Below are 16,716 nucleotides of genomic sequence, written 5' to 3' on the forward strand. Positions count from 1 at the left end.
TATCGGAGCATTATTAAGAGGTGTGCAAAGAACTGATATCGAAAGAGGTCAAGTACTAGCAGTGCCAAACTCAGTACATCCACATACAAACTTTGTAGGTCAAGTGTACGTATTAAAGAAAGAAGAAGGTGGAAGACATACTCCATTCTTTGATGGATATAGACCACAATTCTATTTCAGAACAACAGACGTTACAGGATCAATCAAATTACCAGATGGAATGGAAATGGTAATGCCTGGAGATCATATCGACATGAAAGTTGAATTAATCACTCCAATCGCAATGGATGAAGGATTAAGATTCGCTATCAGAGAAGGTGGAAGAACTGTAGGTTCTGGAGTTGTTACTAGCATAGAAAAATAAGATTAAACAACTTAAAATTTTAAATAATAAAAGCAAGGAAATATTTCCTTGCTTTTATTATTTAAAGGATCCATTTTAAATGTAAAATTGATGAAATAAGTTATTATTAAAAATAGAATAAAAAATGCATAAAAATTATTGAAAAATTATTTATTATCAAGTAAAATAGTAAAAGCTAAATAAGAGCGAAAGAAAAAATAAAAAGTTAGAAAAATGTAAAAAAAAGCTTGAAAAGACTGTGCAACAATAGTATAATTAAGAAGTTGCATAGCATACAGCGATGAATCAAGAGGTTGCCGGACTTCCGGGTAATTCTTGATGAGTTAGTTTGGGTCTAGAACCCAGCGACAGGGATTCAATTAAACATGCAAAGGTGCGAAACACCTGGAGCAGTTTACAGAATAGCCGCTGTTGTGCGTTAGAAGTAAAACGTACATAAAAAGGAGGGAAATGAAATGTCAAAGCAAAAAATAAGAATTAGATTAAAAGCTTTTGATCACACTATATTAGATCAATCAGCTGAAAAGATCGTTGAAACTGCAAAAACAACTGGAGCTAAGGTAGTAGGGCCAGTGCCATTACCAACAGAAAAAGATGTTGTTACAATATTAAGAGCAGTTCACAAATACAAAGATTCAAGAGAACAATTCGAAATAAGAACTCATAAGAGATTAATCGATATTGTTAATCCATCACCAAAAACTGTTGATGCATTAATGAGATTAAATCTTCCAGCTGGTGTTGATATAGAAATCAAACTATAATAACTGGAAATAAAAAATGAAAAACGGCTAGTTATGATTGTTAACAGTCCGCTAATTAGTTTGGGAGGTGTAAATACATGAAAAAAGCTATAATAGGTAAAAAAATCGGAATGACACAAATTTTCAATGAAAATGGAAAAGTAATTCCTGTAACTGTAGTAGAAGCTGGTCCATGTGTTGTTGTTCAAAAGAAAACATTAGATAATGATGGTTATGAAGCAATACAAGTTGGTTTCGATGAAATAAGAGAAAAATTAGCTAATAAACCAAGAAAAGGTCAATTTGCTAAAGCAGGAGTAAGCTTAAGAAGAACATTGAAGGAATTTAGATTAGACGATATTAGCCAATATGAAGTTGGAGCTGAAATAAAGGCTGATGTATTTGAAATAGGGGATAAAGTAGATGTTTCTGCTGTTTCAAAAGGTAAGGGGTTCCAAGGTGCTATTAAGAGATGGAACCAACAAAGAGGAGATATGACTCACGGTTCTAAGTTCCATAGAGCACCAGGTTCAATGGGAGCTTCTTCAGATCCATCTAGAACATTCAAAAACAAGAGAATGCCAGGACATATGGGATCTGTTAATACAACAGTACTTAATTTAGAAGTTGTAAAAGTAATAGCTGAAAAGAATTTAATACTAATCAAGGGTGGAATCCCAGGACCTAATAAAGGTACAGTAGTAATTAAAGATTCAACTAGAGCTTAATTTCTTTGAAGAAAGGAGGAAGTAGAATGCCTACAGTAGGAGTATTTAATAAAGAAGGAAATAAAGTTGCTGATATGGAGTTAAATGAAAAAGTATTTGCAACAGAAGTTAACGAATATGCATTACATCAAGTAGTTGTAGCATTATTAGCTAACAAAAGACAAGGAACTCAATCAACTAAAACTAGATCTGAAGTTAGAGGAGGCGGAATCAAGCCTTGGAGACAAAAGGGTACTGGAAGAGCAAGACAAGGTTCTATCAGAGCACCTCAATGGATTAAGGGTGGTATTGTATTCGCACCAAAGCCAAGAGACTACAGAGTTTCAGTTCCAAAGAGTATGAGAAAGGTTGCTATGAAATCTGCTTTAACTAGCAAGGTACAAGAAAATCAAATGGTTGTTCTTGAATCATTAACTTTCGAAGCACCAAAAACTAAAAACATGGTAGAAATGTTAAAAGCTTTTGAAGCTAATAAAGCTTTAATCATAACTGCAGAATCAAATGAAGCTGTATATAAATCAGCTAGAAACATTCAAGGAGTAAGTGTTATTCCAGCAAACAACATCAATGTATATGATATATTAAAGTATGAAAAATTATTCATTACAAAAGATGCTGTATCAAAAATTGAGGAGGTGTACGCATAATGAAATTAACAAGCCATGATATAATTAGAAAGCCAATCATAACTGAAAAAAGTATGGCATCTATGGCAGAAAAGAAGTACACTTTTATAGTTCATGCGGATGCTAATAAATCTCAAATAAAAAGAGCCGTAGAAGAAGTTTTCAATGTTAAAGTTGAAGCAGTTAACACTATAAACGGTCTTGGAAAAACTAAGAGAATGGGCGTACATGTAGGTAAGAGAGCAGACTACAAAAAAGCTGTTGTTAAATTAACTGAAGAAAGCAATGGAATTGAATTCTTCGAAGGAATGCAATAGTATAATAAAGCCATTATTGGTGATAAGCACCAGAGAAGCTTAAAGAAGGAGGGAATATTAAATGGCAGTTAAAAAGTTTAACCCGATTACACCAGCTAGAAGACAAATGACTATGCCAACTTTTGAAGAAATAACTTCACAAGAACCAGAGAAGTCACTTCTTGTTGCATTAAAGACTAAAGCGGGTAGAAATAATCAAGGTAAAATCACTGTTAGACACCGTGGTGGAACTGTTAAGAGAAAATATAGAATAATAGATTTTAAAAGAAATAAAGATGGAATTCCAGCAAAGGTTGAATCTATACAATACGATCCAAACAGAACAGCATATATTGCACTTGTTGTATATGCAGATGGAGAAAAGAGATATATTCTTGCTCCAGTTGGATTAAATGTTGGAGATGTAGTTGAATCAGGAGTTAATGCTGATATCAAACCAGGTAATGCTCTTCCATTAAAGAACATTCCAGTTGGTACAGTTATTCACAACATTGAATTACAAAAAGGAAAAGGTGGCCAATTAGTTAGAGCTGCTGGTAACTCAGCACAATTAATGGCTAAAGAAGGAGATTATGCTACTCTTAGATTACCATCAGGTGAAATGAGATATGTAAGAATCGAATGTAGAGCTACAATTGGAACACTTTCTAACACAACTAACGATATAGTTAATATCGGTAAAGCTGGTAGAAAGAGACACATGGGATGGAGACCAACAGTTAGAGGTTCTGTTATGAATCCTAATGATCACCCTCATGGTGGTGGTGAAGGTAAATCACCAGTAGGTAGACCAAGTCCAGTTACTCCTTGGGGTAAACCAGCACTTGGATACAAGACTAGAAAGAGCAAAAAATATTCAGATAAGTTTATTATCAAAGGTAGAAAATCTAAGTAGTTTGGGGAGAATAGTAAGTTCTCTTCACATCTTAGTACTTAGCGTTTATGAAGGGAGGCATATTAGTGAGTAGATCAACAAAAAAAGCACCTTTTGTTCATGAAGGACTTTTCAACAAAATTGAAGAAATGAATGGTAGTGGAGATAAAAAAGTTGTAAAGACTTGGTCAAGAAGTTCAACAATTTTTCCACAATTTATAGGGCACACAATTGCTGTTCATGATGGAAGAAAACATGTACCAGTATATATATCAGAAGATATGGTTGGACATAAGTTAGGTGAATTCGTATTAACTAGAACTTATAAAGGTCATGAAGCTGATAAAACATCAAAAAAGAGATAGCCTGGAAAGGAGGATCATAAATGGAAGCTAGAGCTATAGCAAAATACATCAGAATGTCTCCAACAAAAGTAGGAGCGGTTCTTGATTTAATCAGAGGAAAACAAGTTAATGAAGCTTTTGCTATATTACAATTTACTCCAAGAGAAGCAGCTGTTGTAATTAACAAAGTTCTAAAATCTGCTGTTGCTAATGCAGAAAACAATTTAGAATTAAATGCTGATAACTTATATGTTTCAGAATGTTTTGTTGGGCAAGGTTCAACATTAAAGAGATTTCAACCTCATGCTCAAGGTAGAGCATTCAAAATTTTAAAGAAAACAAGCAATATAACAGTAGTTGTTAAAGAAAGAGCTTAGTTTATAAAGGAGGGAAATGCAAGTGGGTCAAAAAGTAAATCCTCATGGCCTAAGAGTAGGTGTTATCAAAGGATGGGATGCAAAATGGTATGCTAATAAAAAGAATTTTGCAGACAATCTTGTTGAAGATAATCAAATTAGAAAGTTTGTTAAAAAAGAACTTTTTTCAGCAGGTATTTCTAAAGTAGAAATTGAAAGAGCAGCTAAAAGAGTTAAATTAAATATACACACAGCAAAGCCAGGTGTTATCATAGGTAAGGGTGGAGCTGGAATTGAAGCATTAAAGAACAAATTAACTCAATTTGTTAAAGGTAAAAATGTTTTAATAAACATAGTAGAAGTTAAGAGTGCAGAAGCAGATGCTCAATTAATGGCAGAAAACATTGCTGCACAATTAGAAAAGAGAATTTCATTCAGAAGAGCTATGAAGCAAACAATGCAAAGAGGTATGAAACAAGGAATTAAAGGTGTAAAAACTGCATGTTCTGGAAGACTTGGCGGAGCTGAAATAGCAAGAACTGAACATTATCATGAAGGAACAATTCCACTACAAACATTAAGAGCTGATATCGAATATGGATTTGCAGAAGCAGATACAACATACGGTAAAATCGGAGTTAAGGTTTGGGTTTATAATGGAGAAGTTCTTCCAACTAAGAAAGTAGAAAAGGAAGAAGAGGCTAACGCATAGGAAAGGAGGAATAGATCATGTTAATGCCTAAAAGGGTAAAACATCGTAAGGTGCAACGTGGTAGAATGAAAGGTAAAGCAACAAGAGGTAATTTCTTAGCTTATGGAGATTTCGGAATTCAAGCTTTAACTTGTGGATGGATTACAAGTAACCAAATTGAATCTGCCAGAATTGCAATCAATAGATACATTAAAAGAGGTGGAAAACTTTGGATAAAGATTTTCCCAGATAAGCCAGTTACAGAAAAACCAGCTGAAACAAGAATGGGTTCAGGTAAAGGATCACCAGAATACTGGGTTGCAGTAGTTAAGCCAGGTAGAATATTATTTGAATTATCAGGTGTAGCAGAAGAAACTGCAAGAGAAGCGATGAGACTTGCTTCACACAAACTTCCTGTAAAGACAAAATTTGTTTCAAAGAGAGATTTTGCGGAAATGGGTGGTGAACAATAATGAAGGCTAGAGAATTAAAAGAATTAAAATCAAGCAATCCTCAAGATTTAACAGCAAAACTAGGCGATCTTAAAGCTGAATTATTTAACTTAAGATTTCAATTAGCTACAGGTCAATTAGAAAATCCAATGAGAATAAGAGAAGTTAAGAAGTCTATAGCCCAAATAAAAACCATCTTAAGAGAAGAAGAATTAAAGGCATTGGAACAATAAAAGTCGGAAGGAGGTAAAACCCAATGGAAAGAGCATTAAGAAAAAAGAGAATCGGTAGGGTTGTTTCTGATAAAATGGAAAAAACTATCGTAGTTGCTGTTGAAACTAAGGTTAGACATCCACTATACGGAAAAACAGTTAATAGAACTACAAAGTTTAAAGTACATGATGAAAACAATGAAGCTAAAATTAATGATAGAGTATCAATAATGGAAACTAGACCTTTATCTAAAGATAAGAGATGGAGACTTGTTGAAATAGTTGAAAAGGCTAAATAAGCTTTAAAACTGAAAGGAGGGTAATTCAATGATACAACAACAAACCTTATTAAAGGTTGCAGATAATTCAGGTGCAAAAGAAATTATGTGTATCAGAGTCCTAGGCGGATCTAAAAGAAAGTTTGGTAATATCGGTGATATTATAGTAGCGAGCGTTAAAAGTGCAACACCAGGTGGAGTTGTTAAAAAAGGTGAAGTTGTAAAGGCAGTTGTAGTTAGATCAGTAAAAGGTGTAAGAAGAGCAGATGGTTCATATATAAAATTTGACGAAAACGCAGCAGTTATAATTAAAGATGATAAACAACCAAAAGGAACTCGTATCTTTGGACCTGTTGCTAGGGAGCTAAGAGATAAAGAATTCAACAAAATTTTATCATTAGCACCAGAAGTTCTATAAGAGGAGGTGGCTAACTTGAAGATACATGTAAGAAAGAATGATACAGTTATTGTTATATCAGGAAAAGATAAAGGCAAGACTGGAGAAATAGTAAAGACATATCCAAAGACAGGAAAAGTTCTTGTTCAAGGAGTTAACATAGTAAAGAAACATCAAAAGGCTAAACAAGGCCAAATGGAAAGCGCTATAATTGAAAAAGAAGCGGCTATCAATAGTTCAAAAGTTATGTTATATTGTAACAAATGTAAGAATGCAACTAGAATTAGTAACAAAATCCTAGATGATGGTACTAAGGTTAGAGTATGTAAAAAATGCGGAGAAACATTCTAATTTTGAAAGGAGGTAATACTAATATGACAAGACTTCAAGAAAAGTATCAAAAAGAAGTAATTCCAGCTATGATCGAAAAGTTCGGATATAAAAATATAATGGAAGTTCCCAAGTTAGAAAAGATCGTTATAAATATGGGAGTTGGAGAAGCTAAAGAAAATCAAAAGGTATTAGAATCAGCAGTTAATGACTTAACATTAATAGCAGGTCAAAAGCCAATATTAACAAGAGCAAAGAAATCAGTAGCTAACTTTAAAATCAGAGAAAACATGGCATTAGGATGCAAAGTTACTCTAAGAAAAGTTCAAATGTATGAATTTGCTGATAAGTTAATGAGTATCGCTTTACCTAGAGTTAGAGATTTCAGAGGAGTTTCTAGCAAAGCATTTGATGGTAGAGGAAACTATTCTTTAGGAATTAAAGAACAAATAATATTCCCAGAAATTGAATATGATAAGATTGACAAAGTTAGAGGGATGGATATAATCTTCGTTACTACAGCTAACACTGACGAAGAAGCTAGGGAATTATTAAGATTCCTAGGAATGCCATTCGCTCAATAATAAGGAGGGAAACACATTGGCACGTAAAGCTATTATTGAAAAGTGGAGCAAAACTCCTAAGTACCAAACAAGAGCTTATACAAGATGTAGAATATGTGGAAGACCACATGCTGTATTAAAGAAATATGGAGTATGCCGTATTTGTTTTAGAGAACTTGCTTATAAGGGCGAAATTCCAGGTTGTAGAAAAGCAAGTTGGTAATATATACAATGTAACGAAAGGAGGCACATTAAATGGTTATGACAGATCCTATAGCAGATTTATTAACTCGTGTAAGAAATGCTAATTCTGTAAGACATGAAGTGGTAGAAGTACCTTCTTCAAAAGTAAAGAAGGAAATTGCAAATATATTATTACAAGAGGGTTATATAAAAGAAGTAAATGAATATAACGATGGTGTAGTTCCAATGTTAAGATTATCTCTTAAATATGGTGCTAACAAAGAAAGAGTTATAACTGGTATTAAGAGAATTTCTAAGCCAGGATTAAGAGTTTACTGTAAGAAAGATGAAGTACCAAAGGTTCTTAACGGATTAGGAATCGCTGTTGTTTCAACTTCAAATGGAATAATGGTAGATAGAGAAGCTAGAAAGAAAAATTTAGGCGGAGAAGTAATCTGTTACGTTTGGTAATATCTTATAAATAAGTAAACTAGGCGAAATTGTTATAGATATACGATTTTTAAATAATTACAGGAGGTGCAATTATGTCAAGAGTAGGTAGATTACCAATAGCTATCCCTGCTGGCGTAACTGTTACTGTAACACCAGACAACGTTGTTACAGTTAAGGGTCCAAAAGGTGAATTAGTTAAGACTATGCATACAGATATCAGCATAGCTGTTGAAAACAATGAAGTAATTGTTACTAGACATAGTGAACAAAAAGACCACAGAGCTCTTCACGGTTTAACAAGAGCATTGATTAATAATATGGTAATTGGAGTAAAAGAAGGTTATCAAAAGACTTTAGATTTAGTTGGTGTTGGTTACAGAGCTCAATTACAAGGAAAGAAAATTGTAATGAATCTTGGATACTCACATCCAGTTGAAATCGAACCTATTGACGGAATCACATTCGAAACTCCAGCTCCAACTAGAATAATAGTTAGTGGAATCGACAAAGAAAAAGTTGGATTTGCTGCAGCAGATATAAGAAAGTGGAGATTACCAGAACCATACAAAGGTAAGGGTATCAAGTACGATAACGAAGTGATTAGACGTAAAGAAGGTAAGACTGGTAAGAAATAATAGAAAGGAGTGAGTTTTATGTTCAAGAAGGTAGACAAAAAAGCTAATAGAGAAAAACGTCACCTTAGAGTTCGTAAAAAAGTTTTTGGAACTGCGGAAAGACCAAGACTTTCAATTTTTAAGAGTGAAAAGAATATATATGCACAAGTCATTGATGATATAAATGGTGTTACTTTAGTAGCTGCGTCAAGTTTAGACAAAGGTTTTGCTGGAAAAGGTGGAAACAAAGAAGGTGCTAAGCTTGTTGGAGAAGCAGTGGCTAAAAAAGCTATTGAAAAAGGAATTGAAGCAGTGGTATTTGATAGAGGTGGATACATATATCACGGAAGAATTCAAGAATTAGCACAAGCAGCTAGAGAAGCAGGCTTGAAATTCTAATAACGAGGAGGGAAATAAATGAGAATCGATCCTAGTACACTAGACCTTAAAGAAAAGGTTGTTTTCATAAACAGAGTTACTAAGGTTGTTAAGGGTGGTAGAAACTTCAGATTCAGCGCTTTAGTTGTTGTCGGAGACGAGAACGGACACGTTGGTGTTGGAATGGGTAAATCTATCGAAATCCCAGAAGCAATTAAAAAAGGAATAGAAGATGCTAAGAAAAACTTAGTAAATGTTGCTATAGTAGGAACAACAGTTCCACATCAAGTGAACGGTAAATTTGGAACTTCAAATGTTCTAATTATGCCAGCTAAAGAAGGTACAGGAGTTATCGCTGGAGGTCCAGCAAGAGTTGTACTTGAATTGGCAGGATTAAAGGATGTAAGAGCTAAGTCATTAGGCTCAAACAACCCAAATAACATGGTAAATGCTACAATAAACGGATTAGCTAGCTTAAGAACAGCTGAAGATATTGCTAAATTAAGAGGCAAATCTGTTGAAGAAATATTAGGTTAGGAGGCATTGCAATGGCTAAAGTAAGAGTTACATTAGTAAAGAGCTTAATAGGTAGAAAGAAAGACCATATCGCTACTGCAAATGCTCTTGGACTTAAAAAGATAAGAAATACTATTGAAACTGAGGCAACACCTCAAATACAAGGTATGATAAAAAAGATTGAATATCTATTAAAGGTAGAAGAAGTATAAAAATAAGGAGGTGCACTGAATATGAAACTTCACGAATTAAAACCAGCTGCAGGTAGCAAAAAAGCACCTAAAAGAATTGGTAGAGGTACTGGTTCTGGATTAGGAAGAAACGCTGGTAAAGGTGAAAAGGGTCAAAATGCTAGATCAGGTGGTGGCGTAAGACCAGGTTTTGAAGGCGGTCAAATGCCTTTATATAGAAGACTTCCAAAGAGAGGTTTTACAAATATTTTTGCAAAGAAAATTGTTAGCATAAATCTTGATAGATTAAATATATTTGAAAATGGTACAGAAGTTACACCAGAAGTATTACTTGAAAGAAGAGTAATAAGTAAAGTACTTGACGGAGTAAAAATTCTTGGTAACGGAACTTTAGAAAAAAGCTTAACAGTTAAAGGATGTAAGTTCTCTAAGTCTGCTATAGAAAAAATTGAGGCAGCTGGGGGAAAAGTTGAGGTGATTTAAAGTGCTTCAAACTCTACGTAATGCATTCAAAGTTCCAGACTTGAGAAAGAAAATTCTTTGGTCAATATTACTAGTTGCAGTTTTCAGGATGGGAAGCCATATTCCTCTTCCTGGAATAAATTCTGAATACCTAAAAAGCCTATCTCAATCAGGAGGGTTGTTAGGATTTTATGATATGATTTCTGGTGGTGCTTTCAGCAGATCCAGTATTTTAGCATTAGGTGTTATGCCATATATTAATGCATCAATCATAATCCAATTATTAACTGTTGCAATTCCACAGTTAGAACAACTTTCTAAAGAAGGGCAAAATGGAAGAAAGAAAATACAAAATGCAACACGTTATGTATCTTTAGGAATAGCTTTCATATTAGCATATGGAATTTTTGCGACGCTTTCTGGCAGTGGTGCAACAGCTGGATTGCAACTAACACAAAAGATAATTATTATTTTTGCATTAGTGGTTGGTACTACATTCTGTATGTGGTTAGGTGATCAACTTACAGTGAAGGGTATTGGTAATGGAACATCTATATTAATATTTGTAAATATAATATCAAGAATTCCAACAACAATAGCTTCAATGTTAACACTTAAAGAAGCAGGGAGTGCAAGTATTGTAGGGATTGCATTGTTTGGAGTATTTGTTGTATTAATGCTTGCAACGGTTTTATACTTCTCTCTATCAGAAAGAAGAATACCGGTACAATATGCTGGTAAGTTTGCTTCTGGAAATGTAGGGATGGTAAAATCACAATCAACACATATTCCATTAAGTATAATTGGTTCTGCAGTTTTAGCAATTATATTTTCTATGTCAGTAATGGAGTTCCCGAAAACAATAGCACAATTGTTTGGTGGAATGGGTGAAGCTCAAAAAGAATGGGCAAAATGGATTTTGAATAATCCTACATGTCCTTTCAATCAAAAGAGTTGGATTTATTTAGTTGCTTATGCAGTACTTACAGTATTTTTCAATTGGTTCTATACTCAGATTACATTCAAACCAGATGAAATGTCTGAGAACTTACATAAATCTGCGGGATTTGTGCCAGGGGTAAGGCCAGGAGAAGAAACTACAGTATATTTTGAGAGAGTTCTTAATAGATTATCATTTATCGGTGGAATATTGGCAGCAGTTTTAGCACTTAGTCCAATAATTATACAAAACTACACTGATTTTAGGGATATATATTTTACAGGAACTGGAATGTTAATTCTTATAAATGTTGCATTGGATTTTACTAGAAAAGTAGAATCACAAATGGTAGTTAGGCACTATAAAGGATTTCTTAAATAGATTAGAATAAATGGAGATGAAGCCAGTGAAGATAGTATTGCTAGGTCCTCCTGGAGCTGGAAAGGGAACACAGGCTAAATCAATCAGTAATAAATATTCAATACCACATATTTCTACAGGAGACATTTTTAGAAAAAATATTTCTGAAAACACTCCTTTAGGAATACAAGCAAAAAGTTATATGGATAACGGACAGTTAGTTCCTGATGAAGTGACTATTAACATGGTTAAAGATAGATTACAACAGGATGATTGTAGTAATGGATACTTATTAGATGGTTTTCCTAGAACTGTGGTTCAAGCTGATGCTCTCAACAGCTTTCTTATAGAAAGAGGAGAACAATTAGATACTGCATTATTAATAAAAGTACCTAATGAATTTATCCTAGAAAGAATGACTGGTAGAAGAGTGTGTCCATCATGTGGAGCAAGTTATCATGTGAAATTTAATCCTCCAACAAATGAAGGAAAATGTGATTTGTGTGGAAGTGAAGTTATACAAAGAAAAGACGATACAGTTGAAACTGTAAAGGAAAGACTTGATGTATACGGAAAAGAAACACAACCATTAATTGATTTTTATGGTGAAAAACAATTGCTTTCAGCAGTAGATGGAACTAAAGCTATTAATGAAGTTTTCAGAGGAATATGCGAAATATTGGGGAATAACAAGTAATGATTATTATAAAAAATGATGATGAAATAGCCCTAATGAAAAAAGCAGGTAGAATAGTAGGAGAAACATTGCTATTGCTTGAGAAAGAGGTAAAACCCGGTATAACAACTGCAGATTTGGATAGAATAGCAGAAGAATTTATAACTAAGCATGGAGCAAAACCTTCATTTAAAGGCTTATATGGTTTTCCTTCGTCACTATGTATTTCAGTGAATGAGCAAGTAATACATGGATTTCCAGGTGCCTATGTTCTTAAAGAAGGGGATATAGTAAGCGTCGATTGTGGAGCATTTTATGATGGTTTCCATGGAGATGCTGCAAGAACCTTCTCGGTTGGAAATATTTCAGTAGATGCTCAAAAATTAATTGATATAACAAGAGAAAGTTTCTTTCAAGGTATAAAGTTTGCCAAAGAAGGAAATAAATTAACTGATATATCATATGGGATACAAAGCTACGTAGAAGCAGCAGGTTTCTCTGTTGTAAGAAATTTTGTAGGTCATGGGATTGGACGAAAAGTTCATGAAGAACCCAATGTGCCTAATTTTGGGAAGTCTGGTAAGGGCCCTAAGTTAGTTAAAGGAATGGTGTTGGCTATAGAACCTATGGTTAATGCGGGGACTCATAAAGTCAAAACTTTAAAAGATGGATGGACAGTTGTAACAGCAGATTCTTCTTTATCAGCACATTATGAAAATACAGTTGCAATTTTATCAGATGGGCCTGAAATATTAACACTGATTAAGTAGAAAAAAAGAGTGTTGCTTAGTTATAAATTTGCATAATGCCGTAATGGTGATGTAATTTATACTAAGGTAATCATAGAGGTGAAAAATTTGCAAAACAATGACTTGATTGGAAAAGTAGTACTTTCAAAAGCAGGAAGAGATATAGATCACTTATATGTTATTGTTAGGCAGATAGATGATAATTATGTATTGTTAGCTAATGGCAATACAAAATTAATGAATATGCCTAAGAAGAAAAAGATTAAACACTTAAGTATTTTAGAAGATATAGATGATGAAATATTATCGTCAATACAATCATGCGATAAAAGTACTGATTTAAAAATTAAGAGATTTCTAAAGTTTAGAGGCATTGTTAAGGAGGGTTGATTACCTTATGTCAAAAGATGACGTTATAGAAATGCAAGGTACAGTTTTAGAATCATTACCAAATGCTATGTTTCAAGTTGAACTTGAAAGTGGGCATAAGATTCTAGCACATATATCAGGTAAATTAAGAATGAACTTCATAAGAATTTTACCAGGAGATAAAGTTACAGTAGAGCTTTCTCCTTATGATTTAACAAGAGGTAGAATTACTTGGAGAGCTAAATAGATAGATATAGCTAAATTTAATATCTATCACAAAAGTAATATGAGGAGGGTTAGCTATGAAAGTAAGACCATCAGTTAAGCCTATTTGTGAAAAGTGCAAAGTAATAAGAAGAAAAGGGAAAGTAATGGTAATCTGTGAAAACCCTAAGCACAAGCAAAAACAAGGCTAATGATCAACTAGCAATATTATTTACATTAAAAAATGTAAATAATATTGACATTTCAGCAAAAGTCAAATATGATTATATAGTCGTTTAATTAATCAAAAATAAATTTTGGGGCGGCTGACAATAGAAAAAAACTCTATTGACCCAAGATTTTATTATAAATAATAAATCAATTTTATACATTTCAATTATCAGGAGGTGTAAATTTTAATGGCAAGAATAGCAGGTATTGACCTACCAAGAGAAAAAAGAGTTGAAATAGGTTTAACATATATATATGGGATAGGCTTAGCAACTTCACAAAAAATCTTAGCTGTAACAGGAGTTAATCCAGATACAAGAGTTAAGGATTTATCAGAAGAAGAAGTTAACGAAATCAGAACTTACATCAACAAGAATTTAATGGTTGAAGGTGACTTAAGAAGAGATGTCGCTTTAAATATCAAGAGATTAATCGAAATTGGATCATACAGAGGAATTAGACATAGAAGAGGTCTTCCAGTAAGAGGACAAAAAACTAAGACTAATGCTAGAACTAGAAAAGGTCCTAAAAAGACAATCGCAAATAAGAAGAAATAGTAAGGAGGGAAGATAATGGCAGCTAAAACAGTTAAGAAGACTAGAAGAAGAAAAGAAAGAAAAAATGTTGAGCATGGTGCTGCACACATTAAGTCAACTTTTAATAATTCAATAGTTACTTTAACAGACGCAGCAGGAAATGCTTTATCATGGTCGAGTGCAGGTGCACTAGGCTTTAGAGGATCAAGAAAGAGCACACCATATGCAGCTCAAGCAGCAGCTGAAACTGCAGCTAAAGTAGCTATGGAACATGGCTTAAAAAGTATAGAGGTTTATGTTAAAGGACCTGGTTCTGGAAGAGAAGCAGCTATAAGATCCTTACAAGCAGCAGGACTAGAAGTAACTTTAATTAAGGATGTTACTCCAATACCACATAATGGTTGTAGACCACCAAAGAGAAGAAGAGTCTAATTATAACTGTCAATAGGAGGTGTAATTTTAATGGCAAGATATACTGGCGCTACATGTAGATTATGTAGAAGAGAAGGTATGAAACTTTTCCTTAAGGGTGATAGATGTTTTACAGATAAATGTGCATTTGTAAGAAGAAGCTATGCACCAGGACAACATGGAGCAAACAAAAAGAAAATTTCAGACTATGGTGTTCAATTAAGAGAAAAGCAAAAAGCAAGAAGAATTTATGGCATATTAGAAGGCCAATTCAGAGCATATTATGAAAAAGCTGATCATCTTAAAGGTATTACAGGTGAAAACTTACTTAAATTATTAGAAATGAGACTTGATAACGTGGTTTATAGATTAGGTTACGGTGCATCAAGAAATGAAGCTAGACAATTAGTTACTCATGGACATTTCTTAGTAAATGGCAAGAAAGTTGATATTTGTTCATACAATGTTTCAGTTAATGATGTAATTACTGTATGTGAAAAAAGCAGATCAAGTGAAAAGTTCAAAACTTTTGCAGAAAATCCAAAAACTTTACCAAAATGGTTAGAAGCTAATGTTGATAACTATGAAGGAAAAGTAGTTGCAGAGCCATCAAGAGAAGATATAGATGTGCCTGTTAACGAAACACTTATTGTTGAGTTATACAGTAAATAATATATTTATATTTGTTAGAGAAATTTATCACAATATATGCAAATATAGAATCAGTTGCCCTCATAATAAGGTTGCCATTTATAATATAAGGAGGGTTTGTCAATGTTAGAAATCGAAAAGCCAATAATAGAATGTATAGAAGCTAATGAAGATGGTACTTATGGTAAGTACGTTGTTGAGCCACTAGAAAGAGGATATGGTATTACATTAGGGAATGCCTTAAGAAGAATATTATTATCATCACTTCCAGGAGCAGCTCCAACATCTGTTAAAATAGACGGAGTTCTTCATGAGTTTTCTACTGTTCAAGGAGTTAAAGAAGATGTTACAGAATTAATTCTTAATGTTAAATCTTTAGCTTTGAGAATGAATGGTGAAGGTCCAAAGGTTATTTATATTGATGCTAAAGGACCTGGAGAAGTTACTGGAGCAGATATAAAGACTGATGGAGATGTTGAAGTTGTTAATAAGGATTTACATATTGCAACTTTAGACAGCGATGGAAGACTTTATATGGAATTAACAGTTAATAAAGGAAGAGGATACGTTACTCAAAACAAGAATAAGAGTGATGAATTACCGATTTCGTCAATTGCAGTTGATTCTATTTATACACCAGTAAAAAGAGTTAATTTTACTGTTGATAATACAAGAGTTGGTCAAATTACTGATTATGATAAATTAACTTTAGAAATTTGGACTGATGGAACTATTAAGATAGATGAAGCTATCAGTTTATCAGCAAAGATTCTTATTGAACATTTTAAATTATTTATGTCATTGACAGATAATACTAATGATGTTGAAATAATGATCGAAAAAGAAGACGACAAAAAAGAAAAAGTACTAGAAATGACTGTAGAAGAACTTGATTTATCAGTTAGATCATATAACTGTTTAAAGAGAGCAGGAATTAATACAGTTCAAGAACTTGCCACTAAATCTATGGATGACATGATGAAGGTAAGAAATCTAGGAAAGAAATCTTTAGAAGAAGTTGAAAGAAAGCTTAAAGAGTTAGGTTTATGTCTAACTTTAAGTGAAGAGTAAGAGTAAGGAGGTAAATCCAATGGCAGGTTATCGTAAACTAGGTCTTCCTACAGACCAAAGAAAAGCTATGCTAAGAAATCTTGTTACTAGTCTTTTAAAGCATGGTAAAATCGAAACAACTGACACAAGAGCTAAAGAAACAAGATCAATAGCTGAAAAAATGATCACTCTTGGTAAAAGAGGAGATCTTCATGCTAGAAGACAAGTATTATCTTATGTTCAAGAAGAATTAGTTGTTAAGAATTTATTTGATAATGTAGCTCCAAAGTATGCTGAAAGAAACGGTGGATATACAAGAATAATTAAAAAAGGTCCTAGAAGAGGGGACGGAGCTGAGATAGTAATACTTGAATTAGTATAATATCAAGGGGATTAAGTTTAGGCTTAATCCCCATTTTAACATAAAAATTTAAATCGTAAAATTAATATATTATAGAGATGTTTTT

Annotated in this window: 32 protein-coding genes and 1 pseudogene; all 33 read left to right on the forward strand. The window is 33.3% G+C overall.

The features are described from left to right. Positions 1 to 364, forward strand: a pseudogene (gene tuf, locus GXK56_RS00005) (elongation factor Tu); the annotation flags it as partial. A gap of 455 nt (positions 365 to 819) precedes the next feature. After that, a complete protein-coding gene (rpsJ, locus tag GXK56_RS00010) occupies positions 820 to 1,128 on the forward strand; it encodes a 30S ribosomal protein S10 (protein WP_008426564.1) in 309 nt (102 codons plus the stop codon). A gap of 77 nt (positions 1,129 to 1,205) precedes the next feature. Continuing rightward, positions 1,206 to 1,835, forward strand: a complete 630-nt coding sequence (gene rplC, locus GXK56_RS00015) for a 50S ribosomal protein L3 (RefSeq protein WP_160683163.1) — start codon at positions 1,206 to 1,208, stop codon at positions 1,833 to 1,835. Between the two features lie 26 nt (positions 1,836 to 1,861). Continuing rightward, positions 1,862 to 2,482, forward strand: coding sequence for a 50S ribosomal protein L4 (gene rplD / locus GXK56_RS00020; RefSeq protein ID WP_160683168.1), 621 nt, complete (start codon positions 1,862 to 1,864; stop codon positions 2,480 to 2,482). Then, entirely contained in the window at positions 2,482 to 2,778 is a 297-nt protein-coding gene (gene rplW, locus GXK56_RS00025; RefSeq protein WP_160683171.1) for a 50S ribosomal protein L23, read from the forward strand. Before rplD ends, rplW begins: the two co-directional genes overlap by 1 nt. A gap of 61 nt (positions 2,779 to 2,839) precedes the next feature. Beyond that, a complete protein-coding gene (gene rplB / locus GXK56_RS00030; RefSeq protein ID WP_160683174.1) occupies positions 2,840 to 3,673 on the forward strand; it encodes a 50S ribosomal protein L2 in 834 nt (277 codons plus the stop codon). Positions 3,674 to 3,738: 65 nt separating this feature from the next. Next, the gene (gene rpsS / locus GXK56_RS00035; RefSeq protein WP_160683177.1) at positions 3,739 to 4,017 is read left to right on the forward strand and encodes a 30S ribosomal protein S19; all 279 of its coding nucleotides are present in this window, start codon (positions 3,739 to 3,741) and stop codon (positions 4,015 to 4,017) included. A 20-nt stretch (positions 4,018 to 4,037) separates the two neighbouring features. Beyond that, positions 4,038 to 4,373, forward strand: a complete 336-nt coding sequence (gene rplV / locus GXK56_RS00040; RefSeq protein WP_160683180.1) for a 50S ribosomal protein L22 — start codon at positions 4,038 to 4,040, stop codon at positions 4,371 to 4,373. A gap of 22 nt (positions 4,374 to 4,395) precedes the next feature. Further along, complete coding sequence (gene rpsC, locus GXK56_RS00045; RefSeq protein WP_160683183.1) at positions 4,396 to 5,064, forward strand: 30S ribosomal protein S3; 669 nt, start codon at positions 4,396 to 4,398, stop codon at positions 5,062 to 5,064. Positions 5,065 to 5,081: 17 nt separating this feature from the next. Next, entirely contained in the window at positions 5,082 to 5,516 is a 435-nt protein-coding gene (rplP, locus tag GXK56_RS00050; RefSeq protein ID WP_160683186.1) for a 50S ribosomal protein L16, read from the forward strand. Further along, positions 5,516 to 5,728, forward strand: a complete 213-nt coding sequence (gene rpmC, locus GXK56_RS00055; protein ID WP_160683189.1) for a 50S ribosomal protein L29 — start codon at positions 5,516 to 5,518, stop codon at positions 5,726 to 5,728. Before rplP ends, rpmC begins: the two co-directional genes overlap by 1 nt. Positions 5,729 to 5,751: 23 nt before the next feature. Then, a complete protein-coding gene (gene rpsQ, locus GXK56_RS00060) occupies positions 5,752 to 6,006 on the forward strand; it encodes a 30S ribosomal protein S17 (protein ID WP_008426584.1) in 255 nt (84 codons plus the stop codon). Between the two features lie 28 nt (positions 6,007 to 6,034). Beyond that, complete coding sequence (rplN, locus tag GXK56_RS00065; RefSeq protein WP_009167822.1) at positions 6,035 to 6,403, forward strand: 50S ribosomal protein L14; 369 nt, start codon at positions 6,035 to 6,037, stop codon at positions 6,401 to 6,403. A gap of 15 nt (positions 6,404 to 6,418) precedes the next feature. Then, positions 6,419 to 6,733, forward strand: coding sequence for a 50S ribosomal protein L24 (gene rplX / locus GXK56_RS00070; protein ID WP_160683192.1), 315 nt, complete (start codon positions 6,419 to 6,421; stop codon positions 6,731 to 6,733). Between the two features lie 23 nt (positions 6,734 to 6,756). Continuing rightward, positions 6,757 to 7,296 (forward strand): 50S ribosomal protein L5, encoded by a 540-nt coding sequence (gene rplE / locus GXK56_RS00075; protein WP_160683195.1) that lies wholly within the window; start codon positions 6,757 to 6,759, stop codon positions 7,294 to 7,296. Between the two features lie 16 nt (positions 7,297 to 7,312). After that, a complete protein-coding gene (locus tag GXK56_RS00080; RefSeq protein WP_026886669.1) occupies positions 7,313 to 7,498 on the forward strand; it encodes a type Z 30S ribosomal protein S14 in 186 nt (61 codons plus the stop codon). 32 nt (positions 7,499 to 7,530) lie between these two features. Further along, on the forward strand, positions 7,531 to 7,929 hold the full coding sequence (gene rpsH, locus GXK56_RS00085; RefSeq protein WP_160683198.1) for a 30S ribosomal protein S8: 399 nt from the start codon (positions 7,531 to 7,533) through the stop codon (positions 7,927 to 7,929). Between the two features lie 74 nt (positions 7,930 to 8,003). Further along, on the forward strand, positions 8,004 to 8,546 hold the full coding sequence (gene rplF / locus GXK56_RS00090) for a 50S ribosomal protein L6 (RefSeq protein ID WP_160683201.1): 543 nt from the start codon (positions 8,004 to 8,006) through the stop codon (positions 8,544 to 8,546). An 18-nt stretch (positions 8,547 to 8,564) separates the two neighbouring features. Continuing rightward, positions 8,565 to 8,924 carry a 50S ribosomal protein L18 gene (rplR, locus tag GXK56_RS00095; protein ID WP_160683204.1) on the forward strand — a complete coding sequence of 120 codons (360 nt, stop codon included), beginning with the start codon at positions 8,565 to 8,567 and terminating at the stop codon, positions 8,922 to 8,924. Between the two features lie 18 nt (positions 8,925 to 8,942). Beyond that, positions 8,943 to 9,440 carry a 30S ribosomal protein S5 gene (rpsE, locus tag GXK56_RS00100; RefSeq protein WP_160683207.1) on the forward strand — a complete coding sequence of 166 codons (498 nt, stop codon included), beginning with the start codon at positions 8,943 to 8,945 and terminating at the stop codon, positions 9,438 to 9,440. A gap of 11 nt (positions 9,441 to 9,451) precedes the next feature. Next, entirely contained in the window at positions 9,452 to 9,631 is a 180-nt protein-coding gene (gene rpmD / locus GXK56_RS00105) for a 50S ribosomal protein L30 (protein WP_160683210.1), read from the forward strand. A gap of 21 nt (positions 9,632 to 9,652) precedes the next feature. Beyond that, the gene (gene rplO / locus GXK56_RS00110; protein ID WP_160683213.1) at positions 9,653 to 10,093 is read left to right on the forward strand and encodes a 50S ribosomal protein L15; all 441 of its coding nucleotides are present in this window, start codon (positions 9,653 to 9,655) and stop codon (positions 10,091 to 10,093) included. Position 10,094: 1 nt separating this feature from the next. Then, positions 10,095 to 11,393, forward strand: a complete 1,299-nt coding sequence (gene secY, locus GXK56_RS00115; RefSeq protein WP_160683216.1) for a preprotein translocase subunit SecY — start codon at positions 10,095 to 10,097, stop codon at positions 11,391 to 11,393. Positions 11,394 to 11,418: 25 nt separating this feature from the next. After that, positions 11,419 to 12,069 carry an adenylate kinase gene (locus tag GXK56_RS00120; RefSeq protein WP_160683219.1) on the forward strand — a complete coding sequence of 217 codons (651 nt, stop codon included), beginning with the start codon at positions 11,419 to 11,421 and terminating at the stop codon, positions 12,067 to 12,069. Further along, positions 12,069 to 12,818 (forward strand): type I methionyl aminopeptidase, encoded by a 750-nt coding sequence (gene map / locus GXK56_RS00125; RefSeq protein ID WP_160683222.1) that lies wholly within the window; start codon positions 12,069 to 12,071, stop codon positions 12,816 to 12,818. Before GXK56_RS00120 ends, map begins: the two co-directional genes overlap by 1 nt. A gap of 87 nt (positions 12,819 to 12,905) precedes the next feature. Continuing rightward, complete coding sequence (locus GXK56_RS00130) at positions 12,906 to 13,187, forward strand: KOW domain-containing RNA-binding protein (RefSeq protein WP_160683952.1); 282 nt, start codon at positions 12,906 to 12,908, stop codon at positions 13,185 to 13,187. Positions 13,188 to 13,194: 7 nt separating this feature from the next. Further along, entirely contained in the window at positions 13,195 to 13,413 is a 219-nt protein-coding gene (gene infA, locus GXK56_RS00135) for a translation initiation factor IF-1 (RefSeq protein ID WP_002582630.1), read from the forward strand. A gap of 55 nt (positions 13,414 to 13,468) precedes the next feature. After that, complete coding sequence (gene rpmJ / locus GXK56_RS00140) at positions 13,469 to 13,582, forward strand: 50S ribosomal protein L36 (protein ID WP_003156543.1); 114 nt, start codon at positions 13,469 to 13,471, stop codon at positions 13,580 to 13,582. Between the two features lie 207 nt (positions 13,583 to 13,789). Then, positions 13,790 to 14,158 (forward strand): 30S ribosomal protein S13, encoded by a 369-nt coding sequence (rpsM, locus tag GXK56_RS00145; RefSeq protein WP_160683225.1) that lies wholly within the window; start codon positions 13,790 to 13,792, stop codon positions 14,156 to 14,158. A 15-nt stretch (positions 14,159 to 14,173) separates the two neighbouring features. Further along, positions 14,174 to 14,569 (forward strand): 30S ribosomal protein S11, encoded by a 396-nt coding sequence (gene rpsK / locus GXK56_RS00150; protein WP_160683228.1) that lies wholly within the window; start codon positions 14,174 to 14,176, stop codon positions 14,567 to 14,569. Between the two features lie 30 nt (positions 14,570 to 14,599). Beyond that, complete coding sequence (gene rpsD / locus GXK56_RS00155; protein ID WP_160683231.1) at positions 14,600 to 15,220, forward strand: 30S ribosomal protein S4; 621 nt, start codon at positions 14,600 to 14,602, stop codon at positions 15,218 to 15,220. Between the two features lie 102 nt (positions 15,221 to 15,322). Beyond that, positions 15,323 to 16,270 (forward strand): DNA-directed RNA polymerase subunit alpha, encoded by a 948-nt coding sequence (locus tag GXK56_RS00160; protein WP_160683234.1) that lies wholly within the window; start codon positions 15,323 to 15,325, stop codon positions 16,268 to 16,270. A 19-nt stretch (positions 16,271 to 16,289) separates the two neighbouring features. Continuing rightward, a complete protein-coding gene (gene rplQ / locus GXK56_RS00165; protein ID WP_160683237.1) occupies positions 16,290 to 16,631 on the forward strand; it encodes a 50S ribosomal protein L17 in 342 nt (113 codons plus the stop codon). Positions 16,632 to 16,716 lie beyond the last annotated feature (85 nt).

The sequence above is a fragment of the Clostridium sp. C2-6-12 genome, from assembly GCF_009928485.1.
In the GTDB taxonomy this organism is placed as follows: domain Bacteria; phylum Bacillota; class Clostridia; order Clostridiales; family Clostridiaceae; genus Clostridium.